Genomic DNA, 5,212 nt, shown 5'->3' with positions numbered 1-5,212 from the left:
GACCGCCGCTAGACGGCCTTGAGCCCCCTCCTCGCCGCCCAGGCCCTCGATACGCGCCTTGTTCAGCAGGCTCCTAGTGCGTCGCGAACCGCACGTAGTCCGCGGTCGGGACCACGACGTCAGCGACCACCGCGGCCTTCAGGCAGTCCATCCGGTCGGCCAGCACCGTGGCCGGGACCCCGCCGAGGACCTCGAAGCACTCCGCGAGCATCCCCAACGTGGTCGCCGACTTCTCGTCGGCGGCGAACCTGACGAACCGGAACCTCGACCAGGCCAGCACCGCGCAGAACACGTGCAGCCCGTCCCGCACACCCCAGTCGATGACCAGGGTGTCCCCGGGCGTCCAGACCGCCGGCCGCCGGCCACGGTGGTTCCCTCGCCGCCACAACGCCTTCTGCGCCGCGACCAGCCGCCGGAAGTTGCGCGCGGACCCCTCGTAGCCCGCCGTCCGCGCCGCCGGCAGCAGCCGCTTCGCCGAGATCCGCCCGTGCGTCCTGGCGACCTGCTCGGCGACCACCTCCCGCACCGGGTCGTAGTTCCGGGCCCGCTCCTTGCGCGGCGGCGCGGCCCCACTGCCCTCGTGCCGTTCCACGACCCGCTTGACGGTCTTGTGCGTCGTCCCGCAGATCGCGGCCGCACCTCGATAGCTCCCCACCTGCCGGTAGGCGGCCAGGATGTCCATTCGTTCCCTCGCGTTCTTCAATAGAAGCCCCTGCGCGGTGAGTGGTGATCTGGTTGGCACCGACACCGTCACCGCGCAGGGCCCACAGCCCTGGACAGGACACGCGAGGAGCGGGGACTACACACTGGCCACCACCGGGTACTCAGACCCGGCCACCAGCGGGGACTTTTTCATGGCCACGGACACCCACGGCATCGGCGAAATCGACGTCCGTTCGTCTGTTCCGGACCGCGGTGTCTGGCCAGACGCCCAGGCCGCCTACCGAGTCACAGCCCCAGCGCGGTGGCGGCGTTGTCCGTCCAGGCGTGCTCGATCCGGACGTAGGCGCCGAGGGTGGCCAGGGATCGGTGACGGGTCTGGTGGGCGATGGCGCGGTCGGAGGCGCCGCGCAGGTGGGCGTAGGTGACGAACCCGGCGCGCAGGCTGTGCGCGCTGTACCCGGCGGGCAGCCCGGCGCGGGCGACCGCGGCCTGGACGAGGTCGTTGACGGACTCCGGGTGCAGCGCCCGGTCGCCGGCCCGGTTGTTCTTGGCCACCGCCCGGAACAGGGGTCCTGTGGTGATGCCGGCGAGGTCGGTCCAGGTCTGCAGGGCGGTGACGGGGCAGCGGTCGGGGTTGCCGGCGCGGGGCAGGACGACGAGCTCTGGCTGTTCGCCGGTCTGGTTGGTCTTGGACCGGTTCAGGGTCAGGACCAGTCCGTTGGCGTGCTCGGCGACGTCCTCGAACGCCAGGGCGACGAGCTCGCTGCGCCGCAGCGCGCCGACGAACCCGACCAGGAGCAGTGCCCGGTCGCGGGCACCGGACAGGTCCGGTTCGGCGGGGCGGCCTCGGGTCTTCCAGGTGCGGGTGGTGGGGCAGGCGTCCAGGACGTCGAGCAGCTCGGGCGGCATGAGCGGCTTGGCCCGGTCCGGTGGGGCGCCGTGGACGCGGCGGATGCCCTCCCACACGGTCTGAACCCGGGCGGTCGCGGTCGGGTCGGGCAGGTCCCGGGCGGCGTGCGCGAACCGGATCGACGACAGTCGCCGGCTCATCGTGCCGACGCTCGCGCCGGCCCCGGCCAGGGCGGTCAGGTACGCCGTCAGCGCCGAGGGAGCGGCAGGCATCGGCTCGAGGTCGTGCCGGCGACACCAGCTGCTGAACTCGCGCCAGTCCGAGCGGTAGCCACGCAGGGTGTTCGCGGCCCGAGCGGCGCGCGCGTACCGCGCCTCGCCCTCGGGCAACTGTGCGATCGCCGGGCCGGCGACGTCGACCTCACCCGGCGCGAGCATCGCCTCCGGCCGGGTCTCGATCGACGAGGTGGACCGCGCGACGTCGTCGTCAGGCGCGCGGTCCGAAGGCTGGATCACAGCATCAGCCTAGGTGCTATCACCCGGGATTCCGTGCATTATCCCGGGCGATAGCCGATGGGTTGGGACCGCGTGTCAACTGCCCGAGCCGACAGGCGGGTAGGTGGCCACCGGGTCATGTTGGGGGAGGACGGAACAGAACTCACGCCGGTTGTCGTATGGATGGCGTGCTGACCTCGACCACGAGAATTGCCCATACGACGATCAACGAGACCGGCGACCCGGACCCGCACGGAGGAGACACCATCGACGACGCCGACGAGGTGCTGGACAGCAGCCACGTCCACGCCGCACCGGACACGTTTCCGCGTCTGTGGAACGCCTCCGCGGCCTTTGTATACCAGGCGGTCCTGCGTGCCACAGCCCCCGAACCGCCCGAGTACCTGACGATCCCCTTGCGCCCACACGCCGGCGATGACAAGCGGTTGGCGCTCTCCCTGGGTGTGGCCCACTGGAACCTGGCTTGGGAGGCCGCTCAGTTCCGCCGGAGGATGTTCGATGAGGACGAGCTCCCGTCCCCTATCCGTCGAGTAGCGGACCAGGGGGACGTCAACGTCATGTTCGTCCCCCGCACCCGGTCTCGGTACTACGAGTACGCCCCGCTGTTCCACCTGTTGCCCCGGACGATGCTCGAACGGTTCGGGCTGCCACTGCTGCGTGGCGGGCAATGGCCCTTCCTGGCCACAACAACTGACCAGGACCGGCTGCTGCCCAACGATTTCCTGAACCGCTTGGAGCGTGCCTGGGCAGCGCTCGTCTGGCGGCACCTGGACTCCGGATCAGCGATGAGAGGGTTCAGCAGGGAAGACCCGGTCCGGCTGCTCGCACACAACCTGGACTTCTGGGTCCCCCCGGTGACTCGCGTCATCCAGGATGTGCTCAGCGACCTGCCGGAGTCGAACAAGGGAGTTGAGCCAGCAGTTCCACAGCTGGTGGACGGGTCCGTCCTGGACGAGGCCCTGATCGTCAATCCTCGAGTCGGTGCAGACGTGTGGTGCGGCGAGGAGGAAGCTGCCGGGATCGTGCGGCGGACCGTGGACGCCGCTGACCGCGACGGTCGGCTGCGCGGGATCCTCGACGCGGTCCGCAGCAACCGTGTCGTGGACGACTTCTCCGACCACTGGTCGTTCGCCCGCGAAGACTTCGAGCGCAAGCTCCACCGCAAGAGGAACAGGGTCCGGGTCAGGTTCGTCGAGCTGACGGACAACATCCCTGTCCAGGGACCGGAGACCGAGGTCATCGACGGACTCGTGACGGCGGACTTTCTCGCCTTGCTCAACTCCCGTGACCGAGAGGTGGTCATCCTGCTATCCAGCGGTGTCACGAAACTCACCGAGATCGCCGAAATCATGGGGTACGCCAACCACAGCGCCGTCTCGAAGCGACTGACCCGGATCCGTAAGCAGGCCGCCACCCACTTCAACATCGACTGATCCTGCCGCGGCAGCCCATGGCCGGCACCCGACCAACCGCACTTCGGCGGCGGTCCCGACCTCGCCCGACGAGCCAACGCGCAAAGAGGTTGAGGCCCCTCCGCTGCCAGACGGAGGAGCCTCACCGAAGTTGCGTCCAGACCAACGGAGCGAGCCTCGGGCAGTGCCTGCGGCCCCTGCAGCGGAGCCTGACAGGACCTTCTTCGGCGCACGCCCCGATGTTTGGCGGGCCTTCGGCGAAGTTCGGACGCCGAACCAAACAGTCCCGGTTGCCCATGTGCTCGGACTGTGTTCGGACAGTTCGGACGTAGTCGTAGCAGAAACGAACAATGCACAGGGTTACTGAATGATCGCTCTCCGCTATTGTCTAGCACTGTTCCTTCCTGACGTACACGCGCCTGCCAGCAACTGTCCGCCGAGACGGGTCGGAACTCGAAGCAATGCGTCCAGACCAACGCCCGCCGCCAGTGACCCTGGTGCGATGTCTCAAGGAGTGACCTGTCATGCCCACGAACAAGGGCTTGCTGCCCATCCGCTCGTTCACGTCCCAGGATCCGCCCATGCGGTGGGTCTACCTGAACGTCATCATCTGGATCTCCGTCCTGTCCTTCGTACTGCTGTGCACGGCTCTGGGTCAGGAGCCGCTGGTGGCGGCTGGCCTGGTGGCGACGTTGGCGCCCATTACAGCCGGCGTCGCGCGGCGGATCTGGTCGCCGTCCGACGGCGACGCCGAGAACCACGGCGTTCAGCCGTGACCGCCACGACAGATGCCTCGACGACCTTGGCCGACTTCGCGGCCGACTTGTGGTCGCTCAGAACCGCGTCAGGAGTGACTCTGCGGGAGATGTCGAGCAGAACCCACTTCTCCCTCGCGACCCTCTGCACTGCTGCACGCGGCGAGCGGCTTCCGACCTGGCCTGTCGCCTCTGCGTACCTCGCGGTCTGTGACGTAGCCGCTGACATCATCGACACGGAGTGGCTGCCTCGCTGGGAGGCGCTGATGCGGAACCAGGCCGACAACTACGCCGCGAGCAGGTTGGACACGACCACCTCGATCCCCGTGACCAGCATGGGGAGAGCACCAGACGGGGCCACGTCGTTGCCTGACCCCGAGGCCATCCGCACTCCTGAGGATCTTTCCCTGGCCCTGAAGCAGTTCAAGGTCTTGGCCGGCCACCCCTCCATCGACACGTGGAGTACTCGCCTCGGCGTCTCACGCAGCCGACTCGCCGATGCCGTCTCCGGCCGCCACGTGCCCCAGTGGGACCTCCTGCTCGTCGTGCTCCTGGAAGCCGGCGCGACAACCGACGACCGCCTGCCGTGGGGGCTGGCCTGGCAACGCGCCTGGGAGAACCGACGACTGGCCACAGCATGAGCACTGCAGTCACGAAGCCACACGAGGCGCAGTTGGCGACCGACGCATCCGCCTCCTCACACGATCGAGCGAGCGACCCAGTCGCTGAGAACCCAGCGGGCATGCGCCGGCTGTGGGAGAGGTTCAAGACCGACGGTGACCCGGCGACCCGCGAGCGGCTGATCCTGCACTACTCGCCGCTGGTGCGGTACGTCGCGGGCCGGGTCGGGGTCAGCCTGCCGCCGAACATCGAGCAGGCCGACCTCGTCTCGTACGGGATCTTCGGGCTCATCGACGCGATCGAGAAGTTCGACATCGAGCGCGCGATCAAGTTCGAGACGTACGCGATCTCCCGGATCCGCGGCGCGATCATCGACGAGCTCCGGGCGATCGACTG

Annotated in this window: 5 protein-coding genes and 1 pseudogene; 4 read left to right on the top strand and 2 right to left on the bottom strand. The window is 68.6% G+C overall.

Annotated features, from left to right (window positions below; genetic code table 11):
• Positions 1-76: 76 nt before the first annotated feature.
• Both ECOMGDLI_RS26455 and ECOMGDLI_RS26450 read right to left on the bottom strand, forming a co-directional pair.
• Positions 77-703: pseudogene (locus ECOMGDLI_RS26455) on the bottom strand (helix-turn-helix domain-containing protein); the annotation flags it as partial.
• Between the two features lie 245 nt (positions 704-948).
• Positions 949-2,028: a site-specific integrase gene (locus ECOMGDLI_RS26450; protein WP_088319835.1), complete on the bottom strand. Its 1,080-nt coding sequence runs from the start codon at positions 2,026-2,028 to the stop codon at positions 949-951.
• A gap of 158 nt (positions 2,029-2,186) precedes the next feature.
• Between ECOMGDLI_RS26450 and ECOMGDLI_RS26445 the strand changes: the two genes are divergently transcribed.
• The 4 genes from ECOMGDLI_RS26445 to ECOMGDLI_RS26430 form a co-directional block, all read left to right on the top strand.
• Complete coding sequence (locus ECOMGDLI_RS26445) at positions 2,187-3,461, top strand: sigma-70 family RNA polymerase sigma factor (protein WP_088319834.1); 1,275 nt, start codon at positions 2,187-2,189, stop codon at positions 3,459-3,461.
• A 503-nt stretch (positions 3,462-3,964) separates the two neighbouring features.
• Entirely contained in the window at positions 3,965-4,216 is a 252-nt protein-coding gene (locus ECOMGDLI_RS26440; RefSeq protein ID WP_088319833.1) for a hypothetical protein, read from the top strand.
• Complete coding sequence (locus ECOMGDLI_RS26435) at positions 4,213-4,836, top strand: helix-turn-helix domain-containing protein (RefSeq protein ID WP_088319832.1); 624 nt, start codon at positions 4,213-4,215, stop codon at positions 4,834-4,836. The genes ECOMGDLI_RS26440 and ECOMGDLI_RS26435 overlap by 4 nt, the downstream gene beginning before the upstream one ends.
• The coding region (locus tag ECOMGDLI_RS26430) for a sigma-70 family RNA polymerase sigma factor (protein WP_143447955.1) at positions 4,833-5,212 on the top strand (380 nt) is incomplete at its 3' end. The genes ECOMGDLI_RS26435 and ECOMGDLI_RS26430, both read left to right, overlap by 4 nt.

It is taken from the genome of Kineosporia sp. R_H_3, from assembly GCF_002198675.1.
GTDB lineage: Bacteria > Actinomycetota > Actinomycetes > Actinomycetales > Kineosporiaceae > R-H-3.
The sequence above is the reverse complement of the archived record's forward strand: the minus strand, read 5'-3'. Positions and strand labels throughout refer to the sequence as shown.